Annotated in this window: 14 protein-coding genes; 4 read left to right on the plus strand and 10 right to left on the minus strand. The window is 60.6% G+C overall.

The window, feature by feature from the left end; all coding sequences use genetic code 11:
• Positions 1-45: 45 nt before the first annotated feature.
• The 4 genes from U9R61_RS02365 to U9R61_RS02380 all read right to left on the minus strand — a co-directional run bounded on the left by U9R61_RS02365 (position 46) and on the right by U9R61_RS02380 (position 4,820).
• Positions 46-768 (minus strand): XdhC/CoxI family protein, encoded by a 723-nt coding sequence (locus U9R61_RS02365; protein WP_322487221.1) that lies wholly within the window; start codon positions 766-768, stop codon positions 46-48.
• Positions 769-1,286: 518 nt separating this feature from the next.
• Positions 1,287-1,598: an XdhC family protein gene (locus tag U9R61_RS02370; protein ID WP_066782631.1), complete on the minus strand. Its 312-nt coding sequence runs from the start codon at positions 1,596-1,598 to the stop codon at positions 1,287-1,289.
• A 21-nt stretch (positions 1,599-1,619) separates the two neighbouring features.
• Positions 1,620-3,767, minus strand: coding sequence for a TRAP transporter permease (locus tag U9R61_RS02375; protein ID WP_322487222.1), 2,148 nt, complete (start codon positions 3,765-3,767; stop codon positions 1,620-1,622).
• Positions 3,768-3,854: 87 nt separating this feature from the next.
• Positions 3,855-4,820, minus strand: coding sequence for a TAXI family TRAP transporter solute-binding subunit (locus U9R61_RS02380; protein ID WP_416208808.1), 966 nt, complete (start codon positions 4,818-4,820; stop codon positions 3,855-3,857).
• 179 nt (positions 4,821-4,999) lie between these two features.
• On the opposite strand from U9R61_RS02380, the gene U9R61_RS02385 reads away from it, so the two are divergent.
• Entirely contained in the window at positions 5,000-5,881 is an 882-nt protein-coding gene (locus tag U9R61_RS02385) for an alpha/beta hydrolase (protein WP_322487223.1), read from the plus strand.
• 331 nt (positions 5,882-6,212) lie between these two features.
• Here U9R61_RS02385 and U9R61_RS02390 read toward each other — a convergent pair whose 3' ends face one another.
• The 4 genes from U9R61_RS02390 to U9R61_RS02405 form a co-directional block, all read right to left on the minus strand.
• Positions 6,213-6,935 (minus strand): tetratricopeptide repeat protein, encoded by a 723-nt coding sequence (locus U9R61_RS02390; RefSeq protein ID WP_322487224.1) that lies wholly within the window; start codon positions 6,933-6,935, stop codon positions 6,213-6,215.
• A complete protein-coding gene (locus U9R61_RS02395) occupies positions 6,932-8,140 on the minus strand; it encodes a VWA domain-containing protein (RefSeq protein WP_322487225.1) in 1,209 nt (402 codons plus the stop codon). The genes U9R61_RS02390 and U9R61_RS02395 overlap by 4 nt, the downstream gene beginning before the upstream one ends.
• Positions 8,141-8,339: 199 nt before the next feature.
• Complete coding sequence (locus U9R61_RS02400; protein WP_322487226.1) at positions 8,340-9,212, minus strand: DMT family transporter; 873 nt, start codon at positions 9,210-9,212, stop codon at positions 8,340-8,342.
• A 58-nt stretch (positions 9,213-9,270) separates the two neighbouring features.
• Positions 9,271-9,393, minus strand: coding sequence for a hypothetical protein (locus tag U9R61_RS02405; RefSeq protein WP_322487227.1), 123 nt, complete (start codon positions 9,391-9,393; stop codon positions 9,271-9,273).
• 29 nt (positions 9,394-9,422) lie between these two features.
• Between U9R61_RS02405 and U9R61_RS02410 the strand changes: the two genes are divergently transcribed.
• From U9R61_RS02410 to U9R61_RS02420, 3 genes are all read left to right on the plus strand, one after another.
• Positions 9,423-12,854, plus strand: a complete 3,432-nt coding sequence (locus tag U9R61_RS02410; RefSeq protein ID WP_322487228.1) for a BTAD domain-containing putative transcriptional regulator — start codon at positions 9,423-9,425, stop codon at positions 12,852-12,854.
• Between the two features lie 76 nt (positions 12,855-12,930).
• On the plus strand, positions 12,931-13,356 hold the full coding sequence (locus U9R61_RS02415) for a MarR family transcriptional regulator (RefSeq protein ID WP_322487229.1): 426 nt from the start codon (positions 12,931-12,933) through the stop codon (positions 13,354-13,356).
• Positions 13,357-13,804: 448 nt separating this feature from the next.
• Entirely contained in the window at positions 13,805-14,227 is a 423-nt protein-coding gene (locus U9R61_RS02420) for a DUF6069 family protein (RefSeq protein ID WP_322487230.1), read from the plus strand.
• A gap of 315 nt (positions 14,228-14,542) precedes the next feature.
• Here U9R61_RS02420 and U9R61_RS02425 read toward each other — a convergent pair whose 3' ends face one another.
• A complete protein-coding gene (locus tag U9R61_RS02425) occupies positions 14,543-16,072 on the minus strand; it encodes a deoxyribodipyrimidine photo-lyase (protein WP_322487231.1) in 1,530 nt (509 codons plus the stop codon).
• Between the two features lie 151 nt (positions 16,073-16,223).
• Positions 16,224-17,069, minus strand: a complete 846-nt coding sequence (locus U9R61_RS02430; protein WP_322487232.1) for an endonuclease/exonuclease/phosphatase family protein — start codon at positions 17,067-17,069, stop codon at positions 16,224-16,226.
• Between the last annotated feature and the right edge of the window lie 110 nt (positions 17,070-17,179).

Here is a 17,179-nt window from a genome sequence, read left to right on the forward strand (position 1 = left end):
CCATTGCTCCATCCGAGTATATCCGTGTCCCGTGTGCGTTGCCAATTATGCCGGCCTACCCCGCCGGACAACTTGCACCACCTGCGCCAGAATGCTCAGCGCGATCTCTTCCGGCGTCTTCGCGCCGATCGGCAGCCCAATCGGGCCGTGGATGCGGGCCAATTCCTCGGCGGTAAAGCCTTCGGCGGCCAGCCGCTCAAGGCGGCGGTCATGGGTCTTGGGACTGCCCAGTGCGCCAATGTAGCGCGCCGGTGAACGCAACGCCACCCGCAAGGCCGGGTCGTCGAGCTTGGGATCGTGGGTCAGCACGGCCACACTGCTGCGCGCATCGAGCCGGCCCGCCAGCGCCTCATCGGGCCACGCGACGATGAGTTCATCAACATGCGCAAACCGCTCACCGGTGGCAAACGCCTCACGAGCATCGATCACGACGGTGCGGAAGCCAACGACTTTGGCCAGCGCCGCCAATGCGATGCTGATATGCACCCCGCCGACCATAAAGAGGGTTGGTGGCGGCACAAAACTCTCGATAAAGACGGTTGCGCCAGAGGCCAGCGTGATCGCTTGAGTGTCGCCTTGGGCCAGCAAGGGCAGCGCCGTCTGCACTGCTTGCGCTGTTAGATTGCCATCCCCCAAATCGCCAAAGGTTTGGCCATCGAGTGTCACGGCCAGCTTAGCCCCGACCGGCCCGCCGGCCAGCACCGTTACTGTCGCCAATGGCCGGCCATTGCGCACAGCGTCGCGCACCAGTTCATAGATTACGCTCATACGACATTGCACCCTCGTGCCCTGCCTCTTCTCGCCCGTTATGCAAGCAGGGGAGTTACATCTTTATAGACACCAAGGATTGTCTAGGATCTCTACCGGCTAGCAAGGATGGCCCGCCTTGCGCTGAGACCCCTTCGGGCGAAGACGTGCGATCTCACCTGAAAGGGGTGAGAGATATTGCCGCGTCCCTTGTCCCATTTTAGCAAAGGAGTCTGTTCCCTTCCCCAGAGGTTTTAAGGGTGGATAGAACTTATGAGCGCAGATACGGTTGATAACTTTGCGATGTGCCATTTCGCCCTCACCCCCAGTCCATCTCCCGCTGGCGCGAGAGAGGGAAGCGGAGAAGCAAGCGTTGAGGATCGCACAGCGATCAACGGTTGTGCTCAATAAAACATTCTATCCGCCCTTTAACCCGGAGGGGTAGGGCTGGGGTGGGGCATTACTCCAGCCAACGGCCCGCGCCCCCAACACGCCATTGGAGCGCGGGTGGCTCGCCCGCTGTGCCTCCAGCCCTCCTTTTACCGCAGCGGCTCGACCAGCACATCAATCGTACCGCCGCACGCCAACCCCACTTCCCACGCCGTCTCATCGGCGACGCCAAAATGGAGCAAGCGAGCTTGGCCGGTAGCAATCGCTTCTTGGCACGCTTCAAACACTGCACCCTCGATGCAACCGCCACTGACCGAGCCGATCATCGCACCGCCCGACGACACCGCCATCTTGGCCCCCACCTGCCGCGGCGACGACCCCATTGTGCGCACTACCGTCGCAATCGCCACCTGCTCGCCACGGGCCAACCAGCGGTCGATTGCGTCAAGAATGTCGTGCATTGCCTGCACTCCTCCTACCACCTAATCAGCCATGCTCGACTGCATCTTGGCTTGCCGTTGCCGGCGCACATCGTACCACTGCCACAGCCAGACGCCGCCAACGATCGCCACCCCCAACAGATCGGTGAGCAGACTGGGCCAGAAGCAGAAAAAGGTGCCAATCGCCGCGATAATCCATTCCCACCACGTCGTCTTGCGCACGAGATAGAACATCGATACCGCCGAGAATGCGATCGTGCCAAGCGAGGCCGAGAACCACGACATCGCGACTTTACTCCATTCTACATCGATTAGCGGCTGGCCGCTTGTGCCGATCATCAGGATTTCAGGCGTAAAGGCGAAGAGCAACGGCATCACATAGAGCAGCTTCGCAAACTTGAACGATGTCCAGCCGGTCTTCCACGGGTCAGCGCCGGCAATGGCTGCACCGGCATACGCCGCCACACAGACCGGCGGGGTGATATTGCTGTCTTGGCTAAACCAGTAGACGATCATGTGCGCCGCCAACAACGCCACGCCAAGGCTGGTCAGTGCCGGCACCGCGATCACAGCAGTGATCAAATACGCTGCCGTCACCGGCACACCCATGCCGAGCAGGAGCGAGGCTATTCCAATCAATGTCACTGCCGCCAGAATATCACCGCCGCTCAGGCTCACGATAATGTTGGCGAAGCGTTGGCCGACACCGGTAGCATAGATCGTACCGACGATCATCCCGATCACACCCACCGTCGCGCCAATCACCAAGGTATCGCGCACCCCCTTCTGCAACGCTTCATTGATCGTCTTGAGCACGCGCACGGTGCTGCGAGCAAAGGCGTGCAGCAGCGTTCCGCCTTGCGCCGCCGGACTCTTCAAGTCGGCCACGTTTTCCGGCAGCATATACATCAGTGGAATGCATGAGAGGATCGACCAAAACGCGGCATAGCCGGGTGAGTAGCCACGAGCGAGCATGAAGATGACCACGATCAACGGCAGCGACAAATACCATTCATTGCGAATGATCTGCCACGCCGTATGCTCGGTTTTGATCCCGCTGAGGCCAAACTTCTTGGCCTCAAAATGCACCATCGTCAACACGGATAAAAAGTAGAGAATCGCCGGCACGATTGAAACGGCGACAATCACCGAATACGGCGTATTGGTCAATTCCGACATCAAGAACGCACCGGCCCCCATCACTGGCGGCATAAAGGCACCGCCGATCGAGGCCGACGGCTCGATCGCGCCGGCCACATGCGGACGGAAGCCGGCCCGTTTCATGAGCGGGATGGTAAAGGTACCGGTGCTGACCGTATTGGCGATGGCACTGCCGGAAATCGAGCCAAACAGAGCCGATGACAACACCGCGACTTTGGCCGGCCCACCGGTGCTCCTGCCGGCCAGTGCGAGCGGCAAGTCGATGAAGAAGCGGCTGGCGCCGGCTTTGTTGAGAAATGCGCCAAAGAAGATAAAGAGAATGACGTAACTGACCAACACATTGGCCATCACGCCAAACACACCCTCTTGGTCGAGGAACAGGACGGTTACCACCCGTTGCCACGGCTGGCCGCGATGGGCGAAGGTATCGAGAATCGGTATGTCGTAGAGGACAAATCCAAACCGCAAGTAGAGGGTGAAGAAGAGACCGATTAAGGTCATTGACCAACCCAGCACGCGGCGTGCAATCTCAAGCGAGACGATCAAACCGATTACGCTGACGAGAAAATCGGTCTGATTATAGGCCCCGGCCCGCCGTTGCAGCGAGGGATAGTTAAGGATAAAGTAACCCACTACCACCACCACGACGGCAATCAAGATCAAATCGATGATCGTCGGCCCGCCGTGTGGCATCACGATCGCCCGCACCGGCCCCGGCAACCGATCGGCAAACCGCTCTAACCATGGCTTGGCCGGGCTCTTCTTGCCCACCGCCGGATAGATCAGCAACACCAGAATGTAGGTCAGCATCACATAGATGCCGCGCTGCCACTGTACCGGCGCCGGCAAGGTGCCGGCAGTGTAAATATAAAACCCGGCCATGCCGACTGCGATCAGGGCTACAATTGCCCCCCAAAAGCGACCTAGCGAGCGGGTTGGTTTCTCTTCTTGTTCGAGGTATTGGCGAACCTTTTCCTGATCGATCTCGTCGCTGGTTGGCATCCCGCCAGATGGTTTTAGCTCAGCCATAACGACCCCTTCATGCAGTAGCGCCGGAGGGAGGTATCACTCCCTCCGGTTCCGTTTCAGCGACACCGTTGCCACTTGCCATCACGCTTACTTCAGTTCGTCAGGAATCTGCACACCCTGCTCAGTCCAGAACTTGACCGCACCGGGATGCAATTTGTTCGCGATACCGGTAATGCCCACTTCCAAGCCCATCTCTTTGGCTGATGGATGGGCCTCGCGCAGCCGGTCAAGACCACCCTCAAGGTAAACCGCCTTCAGGACCTGATAGACAATATCAGCCGGCACATCGGCGTTAGCCACCCACAGCGCCGTATCTTGGAAGCTCATCACATCGTTGGGCATACCATCATACGCGCCGCCGGTCAACGCTCGCGGCGAGTAGAAGGGGTACTGCTCGAAGAAGCCGCCCTCGAGACCCGGCGTATAGATATCGATCAGGCGGATCTTGGTCGACGTCGCGGCCTCACGCACCGAGGCGTTGGGGAAGCCGGCCAGCACCCAGAAGCCATCGAGCTGGCCGTCAGCCATGGCTGCCGCTGCTTGTGAATAGCCCAGATATTCGATCTGGATTTTATCAAACAGGTTCAGCGCCTTGAAGTAACGCTCAGCGCTCAGGGCAGCGCCGGAACCGGCGTTCCCCAACGCAATCCGTTTGCCGACCAGATCGCTCACCGAGGTAATCCCACTGCGCTCAGAGACGACCAAGTGCGCAACACCGCCGTACAACGGTGCGACCGGCATCACTTTGTTATAAACCGTCGGATCATCGGGCAATTGGCCCAATGCACCTAACGCCACATCACCAGAATAGACAATGCCAAACTGGCGATCGCCAGATTGCACCGAGCGCAGATTCTCGGCGGAACCGCCGGTACCCTCAGCCGTAATATCAACACCGGGCACCTTCTCTGTAATGATCAGCGAGAGCACATCGGCATACACCTGAAAGACGCCACCTACCGGCCCGCCGCCAAAGGCGTAACGGAGAGTCTGTGCGGGAGCAGGGGCAGGCGCCGCACCACCACTGGCCGGTGCGGCCGTAGGCGCGTTCATAGGCGTTGTCGTACCGCAAGCGCTCACCAACAAAGCCACCAGCAGCAGTCCGATCACACGCATGCGAGAAACCACGTCGTTTCCTCCTTCCCTTGTGGCCAACGGTTATGCTGAACTCGGATAGAATGGATTATACTCGAAATGGGAAATAATTTCACAACTAATCATGAGGTTCGAGCGTGACGATTCTTAACGGATGTACACCGTTTCGGAAACCGATCGGCGGGGTGACGATTGCCGGCGCGATCGGCGGCAGCGGGCCGCCGCTGCTGTTGCTGCACGGCTACCCGCAAACCCATGCAATGTGGCACGCGATTGCGCCAGCGTTAGCGGCGTCCTTTACGGTGGTGGCCGCCGACTTGCGTGGCTACGGCGATAGCGACAAGCCGGCTGACGATGCCGAGCACGCGACCTACAGCAAACGGGTAATGGCCGCTGATATGGTGAGGTTAATGGAACTATTGGGCTTTACCCGCTTTGCCGTCGCCGGGCACGATCGCGGGGCGCGGTTGACGCATCGCCTGTGCCTCGACCATCCTGATCGGGTAACACGCGCCGCCGTGCTTGATATTGCGCCGACCCATCACATGTACCTCACCGCTGACCGCGCCTTTGCCACGGCTTACTACCACTGGTTCTTTCTCATCCAACCGGCGCCGTTGCCCGAACGGCTGATCGGCGCTGATCCTGAGTTCTGGGTGCGCAGCAAGCTGGCGCATTGGGGGCGTACACCCACCACGTTCACCGAGCAGGCGATAGCCGAGTATGCGCGCTGTTTTCGCGATCCCACCGCAATTGCCGCCAGTTGCGCCGATTACCGGGCGGCGGCCAGCATCGATCTCGTACACGATGACGAAGATTTCCGCGCCGGGCGTAAGGTGCTGTGCCCGCTGCTGGTGTTGTGGGGCAGCGACGGTTTTGTCGGCAAGCGCTACGATGTGTTGCAGGTTTGGCGCGAGTATGCGGTCAATGTGCAGGGCCATAGCGTCCCCGGCGGCCATTTCTTGCCCGAAGAGGCGCCGGCGGAGACGCTAGCGGCGTTGCAACAGTTTTTTGGCTAACTAAGTCTCGCACCCCAACCCCCGCGTTTCGCTACCGTAAAGGCGCAAAGCGAGCAAAGACGCAGAGGGGTAAAACGCAAAGGTGCAGTAGAGCCAGACGGCTGTCCGGCTTCGCAGAGGGCGCAAAGGGGTTTTGGGGGAAGAGCCATAACGAGACACCAGCGTTTACCATACTTTTTTGAACCTTTTGTGGCTCTTCGTGGCGATTTCCTAACCCCATCCCTAGCCCCTTCCCCGCTGGGGGAAGGGAGTCACACACCGCCCCCCCAGCGTGGGGGCGGGTAGGAGGAGGTCATACCCGATGCCACCTACGCCTTGTTGCGGCGATTCCTCACGCCAGCAGATCAAGGATGCGATTAACGATCGCGGTGTCAACCTCATCGAGACCATAGGTGAGGCGCTGGCGACGGCGCTCGCCTTGCCAGATTTGGCGCACAGCTTTGCGAATGCGCCACCCCTTGCGCTCAAGGTCACCCAACGCGCGCTCGACATCGGCTCGCTCGCTCTCATCACCGCGCGCGACAGCGGCAATCGCCTGCAACAATGGCTCGAACTGCTGCACAGCATGAGAGGCATCTTCTTCGCTCTCAGCAATGCTGATCAGGCCAATCGCGGCCAAGCGGTCGATGACCTGCTGCTGTTCAGTCGGCGGCAAGCCATTGATCGCAAACTGTAACGCCGCGCCATCGCCTTGCTCGATCGCCTGCCGGACTGCCGGCGGCAAGCTGGCGAGAAATTCGGGCGTCAGATCAGCGGCGATGTCTTCGGCAGCGGCGCGATGGCGCTCGGCGAAATCGGCGAGGCCGAGATCAGCGAAGATCTCGGCGGCGCGGGCCAAGTAGGGCCGGGCCAGATCGGGCCGGCCCATACGGCGCAACGCCCAGCCGTAGTTGCCAGTTTGCGCCGCGGCGCTGTAGTAGTCGCCCGCCGCCCAATACAGCTTGACCGCCTGATTGAGCAGATCGGTCGCTTGTGGCAGATCGGCGGCAATCAACGCTTTGCCGCGCACAATCAAGGCATCAGCTTCCGCCTTCAACTGAGCAGGATGTGTCATCGCGTCCCTCGCATCGTCGTCAGACGCTGGCGGCGCGGCGGGCGCTGCGCGCTGAGCGAGGCCAGTTTCGCGCCGAGTTGCTCTAAACTCACGAGATTATGCACCGGTAAAAAGTCATCAACGAACGGCAGCGCTGCTTGCATCCCGACCGTCAGCGGTTCGTAGCCGGGCGTGCCGAGCAGCGGGTTCAACCAGATCAAGCGATGGCATGAGCGTTGCAGCCGATCCATCTCGCGCGATAACAATTCAGGCTCGCCGCGATCCCAGCCATCGCTGATCACCATCACCACCGGGCTGCGCCCAAGCACGCGCCGGCCCCAGCGGAAGTTGAACTCCTTGATCGCTTCGCCGATGCGGGTGCCGCCGCTCCAATCCACCACATGCTTGCTGACCGCATCGATCGCATCGTCAATGTCTTTGTGGCGCAACTGGCGGGTGATGCGAGTCAGGCGCGTGCCGAACACAAAGGTTTCAACATCGCCCAAGCCAGCCGAAATCGCATGGGCAAACTGGAGCAAAATGCGCGAGTAGCGCTCCATACTGCCGGAAATATCGCAAATCAGCACCAGCGGGCGTGGCTCGGTGCGAATATCGCGCCACGCCAGTTCCACCGGCTCGCCACCGAACCGCCAGCTTTGGCGCAGGGTGCGGCGCATATCGAGCAGGCGACCGGCGCGGGCCGCACGGCGGCGGCGGGTGCGGCGCGGCGGGATGCGCCACTCCATGCGCCGGATCAGCTCTTTGCAGGCTTGCACCTCTTCCCACGTACACTGGGCGAAATCTTTGGTGCGCAGCGCTTCATCACGGCTAAAGGTGAGCTGAATATCGATCTCTTCCCGCTCTTGCCCTTCAGTCGGATCGGCATCGTCAGCGACCGGCTGGCGGCGCGGCAAACGCAACTGGCGGCGCGGAATCTTGACCTGTGGCAGCAGCATCTGCATCATCTCGCGTTCGAGATCGACACCCAGCGCCTTCTTCCAAAAGAATTCAAAGGCCATCTCGAATAATGGCAGGTCTTCCCGGCGCAAGACCAGCATACACCGCATTGTTGCCCGCAAATCCTCGCGGCGCAGTAAGCCGACGTGCTCGATGGCTTCGATCAGCTCGACAATCTGGCCGGGACTGACGGCGATACCCATTTCGCGCAGCAGATAGCCGAAACTGACGATATGAGAGAGGATGTTACCGCTGGTGGGAAAGGTCATAACAACACGAATATTCTCGGATGTGACGGATTGGGCGCAGCCCTACCGTCATTGTAGCACAGGGATGGTTGGGTGCAGCAGGTTAGCGTTGGTGAGATGGTCGATTACGGTTAGGCATTGATCACGCTCTCACGGGGGATTGCTTCGGGCGTCCGGCCCCGGCGACGTGGGGCCTGCGCACCCTCGCAATGACAACATATCAGCGCCGCTCGGCGCGCAGATTGACCACAATCCCGGCGAGGATGAGGGCTGAACCAAGCGCCAGCGGCCACGTGACCGTCTCGCCGTAGAAGAGCGCGCCAATCAGCGCAATCAACGGCAGGCGGAGAAAATCGAGCGGCACGACCACAGTGGCATCGGCCAACCGCAACGCGCGCGCCATGCAGTAGTGCGCAGTTAACGCCGAGACACCCACCGCGAGCACCCACGGCCATCGCTCCGGCGAGGGCAGTGTCCAATCCGGCAATGACGGGATGAGGCCGAGCGGAAGTTGGATTAAGGTCATGTAGAACAAGATCGCCAGCGGCGACTCGGTGCTGACTAGCTTTTTGGTCAGAGTATGGGCAGTGGCGTAGCCAAACGCAGCCAGCAGCACAGCCAAGGCAGCCGGATGCACCAACCCCATGCCAGGGCGCAAGAAGACCAGCGTCCCGGCTACACCCAGCGCCACCGCTGCTAACCGGGCGCGAGTTAACCGTTCGCGCAACAGCAACGCCGCGAGCAGCGCCGTCCACAGCGGCACGGTAAACTCAATCGCAAAGACCTCGGCCAGCGGGATGAAAGCCAAGCCGTAGAACCAGCCGTACTGGCCGCCGAAGTGGGCCACATTGCGGGCCAGATGCAACGGCAGGCGGCGCGTGCGCAACTGGGTCTCGCCGCCGTAGCGCAGCGCAACTAGCGCAACGAGCGACAGACCGATCAAGCTACGGAAGAAGAGAATCTGAAACGTGAACAGCTCGGCGGCAAGTTCGCGCCCGCCGACGGCCATGGCGCTGAACGAGAGCAACGCGCCGGCCATCCAGAGTGCAGCGCGCAGGGCAGAGTGGAGGTGTTGGACGGAAATGGCTGTCATGACAAGTATTGTAACAGGTTTCCGAAAATTGTAGAGCCGGATGGATGTCCTTCTCTCATCACGGCGCAAAGGGGTAAAGGCGCGAAGCAGCGCCAGACGGCTGTCCGGCTCCTACCACGGCGGTCCAGCCGTCATACGTGCTGTTGGCAATCACCACCGGCAAGTTGTATAATTCGATCATGTTGCCAACCCATCACCTAACGCATCATCATGACTGAATGGCACATTCAACTCTTAGGCGGTTTTGACGTTCGCCGCGACGGCGTCTCACTAAACAGTGCATTTCAAACCGACAGCGCGCGCTTGCTCTTCGCGTGGCTGTGCCTCAACCAACGGCAAGCCGTGCGGCGCGAGACGCTGGCCAATTTGCTCTGGTCAGATCGACCGCAGAGCGTCGCGCAAAATACACTGCGCGTCACCTTGAGCCGTATCCGGAAAGCGCTCGGCAATGACCACCACGTACTGCGCACCGAACCTGCTACCGTCACCCTCGACCTGCCCAGCTCGTGGCAGGTTGATGCGTTAGATTTCACGCAAGCAGTTGCAGCGGTACGCAACCACTCCCACCGCTCTGCCGCCGGTTGTCCCAGTTGCCAAGCGCATGTGCGAGCGGCCGCTACGCTGTACCGCGGGGCATTTCTGGCCGGTATTAGCCCGGAAAGCGAACTGTTCCTCGAATGGTCAACCCACCAAGGGGAAGCAATGCACCGGGCCGCGATCGAGGTCTTCGGTCATCTCGCCGAGCGGGCGCTGCGCGAAGGCGACTGGCCGGCAGCGCAAAGCTATGCCGGCCAACAGTTGCATCTCGAACTATGGCACGAAGCGGCCCATCGCCAACTGATGCGAGCACTGGCCCAGCAGGGGCAACGCGCGGCGGCGCTAGCGCACTACCAGACCTGTTGCGATATTTTGCAGCGCGAGTTCGGGATCGAGCCGGAAGCCGAGACGCAACATCTGGCATCAACGATTCGCGCCGGCCATCTGACCAACGCAACAAGCCTGCCCTCACAACGCCAAGCTGCTGCGATTGACCAATTGCCGTTGATCGGGCGGGCAAGCGAGGTGGAGACACTGGCCGGCTGGCTCAATCAGCCCGATATGCAACTGATCAGTGTGGTCGGGGCCGGCGGGATTGGCAAAACCCGGCTGGCGATGCGCGCCGCGCACCTGATGCAGTATGCGTTCCGGGATGGGGTGCGGTATATCTTCTTGCACCCTGAAGATGACGCTGCGATAGCCAATAAAGATGCCGCCGAACATGTGGCCCGCGCCATTGCTGCTGCCTGCCACATCGAACTAAACGATCGCCAGCCAGTGCCAGAGCAAGTCATTGCCGCTTTGCAAACACGCGCCTACCTGTTAGTGTTCGATAGTTTCGAGCACGTCGCCGCTGCGAACCTGTTTGTCAACGAACTGCTAGAAGCTGCACCCTATTGCGTCGCCTTGATCACAGCCCGCCAGCCGCTCCATCTGCGCCGCGAGCAGGTGCTCAAGGTCAGACCGCTCTCGACCGCTATCACTGCTGAAGGGCTTAGTCCTAGCGCACAGATGTTTATCGAACTTGCTGAGCGTAGTGGCATTGCGTTCAGCGGCAGGATGGCAATTGATGATATTGAACACATTTGCGCCGATCTTGACGGTTTGCCGCTTGGGATCGAACTGGCCGCAGCCTCGCTGTACAGTATGAGTTTACCGGCTTTACGCCAGACGGTCGAGCAGAGCATCAAAACGTTGCGCAGTCCGCTGGCCGATACACCGGCTCGCCATCGCAGCTTGACTGCCATCTTTGTCTCGACGTGGCAGACGTTGACGGAACGCAGCCGGCAAGCGCTAGCAATGCTGAGCATCGTGCGAGCGCCATGCCTGATCGAGGCGGCGCAGGCCATTACCGGCGATGCGCCAGCGCTGGACGAGCTATTTGATCTGGCGTTAGTCCGCCGGCTTGACGATAGTACCGTGTGGCTCCACGAGCATATCCACCAGCTCGCCAGCGAGAAGCTGGCTGGCGATTTTGGTCATGAGCTAGCTAACGAAGCCGCTCGCCGCCATGCCCACTGGTTTTTGGGCTGGCTGGCCGGCTCGTACCACGCTATGCAAGGAGCGGAGAGCTTTGCCGTCCGCGAGCGATTGATCGCGAGCCTGAACGATATCGAAGCCGCGTGGCGCTGGGCATTGGCGCATAGCGAGTGGGACTTGGCCAGCGCTGCGGCGCCCGCCTACGAAGATCTCTTTTACCTGAGCGGGCGATTAGTCGATGGGCTAGAGCGGATCCAGCAGAGTCTGGCTTACGTGAGCCACCCCAACCAACCGGCCAGCCAACGGCTACGAGTGCATTTGCTGCTTGCTCAAGGGCTGTTACAGCGCTATCGCAGCGGCGGGCCAGCGATTGAGGCAATGCTCCACGAAGCGGTCAGGCTAGCCGAACAGATGGTCGATCCGCTATTGCTTGCCCAAACACTCTTGCGGCTGGGCATCATCGAGAACGCAGGAAGTTACAAAGAAACCGGTCGGGCAACGCTGGATCGGCTGCGCGCGGTGCTTGATCAATCCGTTCCGGCAGACTCGCTCGACGTCCTCGCGATCGAAAGTACTTACTGGCGTCTGCTGAGTTGGTGTGAGCTCCACGCGGGCCACAACGAGCTAGCAAAGGAGTACGCGCAAAAAGCTCTCGATCTCGCCGGCAAAGCCGATCATTACCTGATGTTGGCTCGCTGCAACGAAACGCTCAGCAATGTGGTCAACGCGCAAGGGGATTTCGCCGGCTCAGAATATTATCTGCAACAGGCGCTCGCGATCTACCAGCGCCTCCGCTTGACCTATCACCAAACCAACGTGCTCGACCTGCTGGCGCAAAATGCCGATGCGTGCGGCGATTACGGGCAGGCGCAACGCTACTACTGGCAAGAATTGGCGCTGGCCCGTGAGTGCGGCAACCGGGATGCCGAGTTAGTTGCCCATATTAATCTCGGTATCTCGTACGACCAGATGGGGCACTACGAACGCGCGTTAGCGCACACTCAAATCGCGCTCGCGCTCAGCGACAAAGTGGGCAATCAAAAACATCACACCGTGGTACTGGCCAATTTGAGCCTGCATGCTCACCACAACCAACGCCACGAACTAGCGCTCGACTATGCCCGCACAGCGACCCAACAGGCCGCTCATCTGCTCGATCTCCAAGCCTACGGCTACGACTTCCAAGGCCATGCCTTGCTGGCGCTAGGCCGGATCGATGAAGCCGAGCAAGCATATACTCAAGCGAAAGCGCTTCGCCAACGCCTCAACTACCACACGCTCGTCCTTGAGTCGCAGGCTGGCCTGATCCGTGTTGCGCTAGCGCGCAACGATCTGCCCGAAGCCTTGCGCCGGGCCGCACCAATTGTTGAGCATCTGCTCGCCGGCGGCAACCTCTACGGCACGGAAGAGACGCTGCGGATCTATTGGACGGCCTATCAGGTGTTGGAAGCCAATCGTGACCCGCGGGCGCAGGCTATTCTTGACCTAGGCCGCGCCTTGGTGCAAGAGCGAGCCAGCCGCTTGAGCGATCCAGCCAGCCGCACAATCTATTTGAACGCTGACGTGAACCGACTGATCATGGCGGCTGGTCAGCCAAGTTCGTTACGCCAGCCAACCGCCGCCTAAGAGCATGCGCACCCTTGACAGACAAACAATTCATTGGCACAATATTCTTAGCCAGCTTATTATTTGCCAGCCAATAATGATAAAAGACGATCTGAGCTTCTTGCTCGCCAATCTTTGCAAAGCCTATCGCAACCAGCTCGACATTGCCCTCAGCCAGCACGGGTTGTACGTCGGGCAAGAGATGATCTTGCGCGTGTTGTGGGAAGAGGATGGCCAAAGCCAAGCCCGGCTCGCCGCTCGCCTGCGCATCGAGCCTCCAACGGTCAGCAAGATGGTGCGCCGGCTGGCCCGCATCGGTCTCGTAACCCAACGCACCGCTCCTAGCGATGCCCGCGCCCGCCACGTCTGGCTGACCGAACGCGGGCGCGCGATCAGGCCGGTGGTCGAAGCGGCCTGCCAAGCGGTGGCCCGGCAGGCGTTTGCAGGGTTAACAGCAGCAGAAACCACAACGCTGGTTGCCGCGATGCAACGGGTGTATCGCAATTTGGCCGATCAGGCGTGAAAAGGATGACCGCGGAGGATACGGAGAATCGGCAAACTTTTCCGCCGTCTGTGATTAGAGGGTCTATCCTGCCTCCTAAATCGCTGTCTCACCCACAGAGAGTTGAGGAGCGGATAGAACATGTGGCTGAATACAACTGATCGCTGTGCGATGCCTCAACGCGCGGCGTTTCGCTCCCCTCTCCCGCGCCAGTGGGAGTGGGGATGGGGGTGAGGGCCAGTAGCCCGCGCAGTGGGCTTCGTACCCCCAGCCCGGCCCTTCAGGGCCGGATTCCGGATCAGATGGTCTGCCCGTCCCTGAACCAGTAGGAGCGACGCTGGGGTTGAGGGTGAAACGACACATCGCCACGCCATATCAACCACATCTATGCTCATACGCTCTGTCCGCCCTTGAACCGTGGAGAACAGGGGTCTTAGGTTTTGGGTAGCTATTTCCAACCGAGGATATGATGATAAACTGGCTGAACCAAACTCCCGACTTGCGCCGTCTACCGCTCGCCACGCTCATCGGCGCTCTTACCGGCGTGATTGCAAACCTGATTGTCTATTTCGTCGCGCGCGCCGCTGGGTTTGAGTTTCTTGCCCCGGCGCCACCCACGAACGAACCAATGCCCTTGCCAGCGGTGGCGGTGATTGTTTCAACCGTTATTCCGGCGATCGGCGCAGCCGTTGTCGTAGCGTTGTTCAACCGCTTCTCCGCTCGCCCGCTGCGTGTCTTTCTGATAATCGCAGCCGTGGTGCTAGTCATTTCATTCGCTGGCCCCTTCACCCTGCCGATCAGCTTGATTGAACAGATGATCCTCAACTTGATGCACATCATCGCTGCGGGAGCGATCGTCTGGGCGCTGGTGCGGTTTATGGTAGCGAAGTGAGGTTTTGCCCTTGAGGTGAGGATTTTCAAGGAATACTATCGAACTATGTTATCCCGCGACCAGCGATTATTGACCAAATTAAACGGCTGTTTACGATTCATCCGGTTGTGGCGTTGTTGGGGCCACGGCAATGCGGCAAGACGACAGTGGCCCGTATGCTCAGCACCGCACAGGGAGCAACCTATTTCGACCTTCGAGCATCCGGTCTGAGTGATCGATCTCGGTCGCCAAGCATATCCTCTTGACACTCGGATCACGGTGTTACCGTTGACCAATGTGTCGCAATTAGCCACTACGCTCCGATGATGTGATTCCTCACAAATCCAACCGCAGTTGGCGCGCCGATCCGCGCTCGGTGCGGTGTGGCTGTGGCGGCGGCGCCCGGCGCGAGCCGTGTTTCTGATGCACCGCTGCAACCTCAATCGCCGTTTCGGGACGAGCGCGCACGGCAGCGATGGCGGCCCGCGCCCGTCGGTAGGCGGCGTCGTGATCGACGATCGGCAGCGGGTAGTCGCGCCCGATCCGGCAGCCGGACCGCTCTTGGCCGGCGCAGTCGAGCAGCCACGGGGTATGGATGTAGGCCGTGGGTACGTGGGTGAGTTCCAGCACCCAACGCCGGATGAAGATGCCTTTGGGATCGTGGTCGATCCCTTGCTTGATCGGGTTGTAGATGCGGATGGTGCGATTGCCCGATGTACCGGCTTGCATTTGGAGCTGGCAGTAGTGAATCCCCGGTTCGTAGTCGATCCAGCGCCGGGCCAAGATCAACCCCGGCTCGCGCCAGTGTTGCCAGAGGTCGCAGGCGACAAAGCTGACCAGCATCGCTCGCATGCGAAAATTGAGCCAGCCGGTAGCGATGAGTGCGCGCATACAGGCATCAACGAACGGGTAGCCGGTGCGACCGGCGGCCCACGCCGCAATCAGGTCGGGCCGGTGGTTCTCTTCGCGCATGCCGTCATACGCCCGCACCAGATTGCACACCTCGATCTCTGGCTCGTCCTCTAGCTTCTGAATGAAATGGCAATGCCAGTGCAAGCGTGACTCGAAGGCCGCTAGCACCCGCAGCCAACCCGCTTCAGTTAGATCGGGTTGCTGGCCCAGCTCGGCGATCCGTGCTCGCGTCGCTTGTACCACCGTGCGCAGCGACAACGCGCCCCACGCCAGATAGGCGCTCAAGCGCGAACAGCCTTCCCACGCGGTGAGCGGGATCGAGAGGGCGCGGTGATAGTGGCGGCTGCGCCGGTAAAGAAAATCGGTGAGCGTTGCTAACGCCGCTGTCTCGCCGGGTGGCTGGCGTTCGAGTAAGATGTCGGGCGGTAACTCAAGCTCGGAGACAGATGGGATCGGGCCGGGGTCGATCGGCAGCGGCGGCAACGTGGCGGGTGGTTGGGCTTGCGGCATCGCCATGCGCTCTTCCCAACGCGCCTGCCACTCATCACGCAACGGCAACCGGCGCACGACACCGTTTTGCGGCAATTCATGGAAGGGAATGCCGCGCGCTCGCGCCCACCGCCGCACCGCCCGATCTCGCGCATAACTGAGCAGATTGCCGGTCTCTTCGTGGGCCCAGATCGCCTCGATCGGCCACTCGCTCGCCAACCGGTCGAGCACCTCCACCGCTTCACCCACCCGCACCACCAACGGCTGGCCGAGGCGGTTCAACGCCGCGCGCAGCTCGTGCAAACAGCCGCTGATGAGCGTCCAATGGCGCGGCGCAAAATCCGGGGCATTGATCAGCGATGGCTCGACAATATAGAGCGGCAGCACCGGCCCACGCCGGGCAGCGGCGCTCAGCGGTGCGTGATCGTGCAAGCGAAGATCGCGTTTAAACCAAACGAGCTGCATAACATACCGGGCTGCACCCAATCTCTTATGTATGGTACCACTATATTCACTGCTAGTACCGGTGTGATGGGGAAGCGCGTTGATCGCGTCTTCTGTAAAAAACCCAAATCTACCACAGAGAACGCAGAGGACGCAGGTGGAAGGCGATCTATTATCGCACCTCTCTGCGCCCTCCGCGCCCCCTGCGGTAAAAAATCTCCGCGCCCGCGGCGGTCAAAACCCTCACCGCGCCACTACCGGACGGTGATCCGAAAACCCATCCCACTGGCCAACCGCCGCCTCGGTACACATCAACGCTGGCGAGGTCAAGATGTAGTCGATCCGCACCAACCACGCCGGCAGCGGCACGCCGCGCACCGATTGCCCGGCGCTTGGCCTCATCTTCGCCCAACGGGGCAGCAATCTGCAGCAGTTGCGGCGTCCCCACCCAATGCTCGCCGGGCAAGCTGGTCGCCAGCGGTTGCAACGACCAGCGGCTGAACACCCCCATCCCGGTCACACCGGCGCGCGGATCGAGGAGCTGGAACGGATACTCACCCGCCAGCTCGCGCTGGAGCGCAGCGGCAATCGCCGGGTTGAGCTCTTGCAGCGCCACGACATCAGCCTTGGCCGCGCGAATCGCCGCGATCACCGGTTCGGCTTGGTCATTGCTGCCGTAGAGATTGGAGGTCATCACCGTGATTGCCGGTGTATTGAACTCCAGATCATCGCTGAAGCTCGGCATCCACACATCGAGCAAGATCGGCGCTCCCGGCGCGAGCAAGGCCACACTGAGCGCCACGCTCAGCCAGCACCGCAACGCCAGCGCCATCAGCAGCGCCAGCGGCAACAACAGGTACGGCGTGGCGACGTTGAGCAAAAAGAGCCACCACCAGCGATCGCCGAGCACCGTGCGCGCCGCCAGCCAGCCAGCGAGGAAGAGTAGGGAGAGTGCGAGGGGAACGATCAGGACGAGCGGCCAGCGCAGACGGCGGCGGGGAGGGTGATTGAGCATCATGGTTGTGGTGATGAGTGGTGATTGGGAAGGGCAAACTTTTCCCTCTCTGCTCATTACAGCAAGCGCAGTAAACTAGCTGAGGTATAGGGTATCAGCCGTCTACTGGCGCC

This window comes from Chloroflexus sp., from assembly GCF_034431535.1.
Lineage (GTDB): Bacteria > Chloroflexota > Chloroflexia > Chloroflexales > Chloroflexaceae > Chloroflexus.

Coding starts and splice junctions, on each gene's coding strand:
- U9R61_RS02410 (WP_322487228.1), top strand. CDS start 9,423: ATGACTGAATGGCACATTCAACTCTTAGGCGGTTTTGACGTTCGCCGC.
- U9R61_RS02365 (WP_322487221.1), bottom strand. CDS start 768: ATGAGCGTAATCTATGAACTGGTGCGCGACGCTGTGCGCAATGGCCGG.
- U9R61_RS02380 (WP_416208808.1), bottom strand. CDS start 4,820: ATGAACGCGCCTACGGCCGCACCGGCCAGTGGTGGTGCGGCGCCTGCC.
- U9R61_RS02390 (WP_322487224.1), bottom strand. CDS start 6,935: ATGACACATCCTGCTCAGTTGAAGGCGGAAGCTGATGCCTTGATTGTG.
- U9R61_RS02370 (WP_066782631.1), bottom strand. CDS start 1,598: ATGCACGACATTCTTGACGCAATCGACCGCTGGTTGGCCCGTGGCGAG.
- U9R61_RS02415 (WP_322487229.1), top strand. CDS start 12,931: ATGATAAAAGACGATCTGAGCTTCTTGCTCGCCAATCTTTGCAAAGCC.
- U9R61_RS02425 (WP_322487231.1), bottom strand. CDS start 16,072: ATGCAGCTCGTTTGGTTTAAACGCGATCTTCGCTTGCACGATCACGCA.
- U9R61_RS02400 (WP_322487226.1), bottom strand. CDS start 9,212: ATGACAGCCATTTCCGTCCAACACCTCCACTCTGCCCTGCGCGCTGCA.
- U9R61_RS02430 (WP_322487232.1), bottom strand. CDS start 17,069: ATGATGCTCAATCACCCTCCCCGCCGCCGTCTGCGCTGGCCGCTCGTC.
- U9R61_RS02375 (WP_322487222.1), bottom strand. CDS start 3,767: ATGGCTGAGCTAAAACCATCTGGCGGGATGCCAACCAGCGACGAGATC.
- U9R61_RS02405 (WP_322487227.1), bottom strand. CDS start 9,393: ATGATCGAATTATACAACTTGCCGGTGGTGATTGCCAACAGCACGTAT.
- U9R61_RS02420 (WP_322487230.1), top strand. CDS start 13,805: ATGATAAACTGGCTGAACCAAACTCCCGACTTGCGCCGTCTACCGCTC.
- U9R61_RS02395 (WP_322487225.1), bottom strand. CDS start 8,140: ATGACCTTTCCCACCAGCGGTAACATCCTCTCTCATATCGTCAGTTTC.